Source organism: Paraburkholderia sp. SIMBA_054, assembly GCF_046534875.1.
GTDB classification, from domain to species: domain Bacteria; phylum Pseudomonadota; class Gammaproteobacteria; order Burkholderiales; family Burkholderiaceae; genus Paraburkholderia; species Paraburkholderia hospita.
The window spans coordinates 1-495 of sequence record NZ_JAWRXV010000231.1; the positions used below are offsets into that span (position 1 = coordinate 1).

Here is a 495-nt window from a genome sequence, read left to right on the forward strand (position 1 = left end):
CGTAAAGCTCTGCGTCGTGAGGTCGGCCAGAATCCTGGGCTGGCCCAGCGATACCTCGTCTCGATCGCTCTCGCCGGGCAGGCCCGCTGCGTCGATGACGCGACGTTGAAGGGCATCTGGGAAAAGCTGACCGATGAAAAGATCGCGGTGTCGGACGTGGCGAAGGCTGCGACGTCTGTGGCCGCCGCTGATGAGGCGAAGCTTGCGCTTGCTGTCACCGGCGTCACGGTCGCGGCGATCCAGGGTCTGGACGTTCACCATCTGACCAGTCTGTGCCGTCATCATCGACTCGACCTCAACCAGCACTGGAAGCTCTGCAAGGAGTTTCTGGAGTTGATCACGAAGTCGGAAATGATGGTGGTGGCCGACGAGCTTGGCATCCGTGCCGCGCTCGGCGACGAGTTCAAGAAGGTGTTCAGCAAATCGAAGGCGGAAGTCATCGATGCGCTGCTCAACGTCAAGGGCTTCGACTACACCGGAAAGATTCCGAAGGTT

1 pseudogene is annotated in these 495 nt (G+C 60.2%); it reads left to right on the plus strand.

Going from position 1 to position 495, the window contains the following annotated elements:
- Window positions 1-495 (plus strand): annotated as a pseudogene (locus SB822_RS54905) (chromosome partitioning protein ParB); the annotation flags it as partial.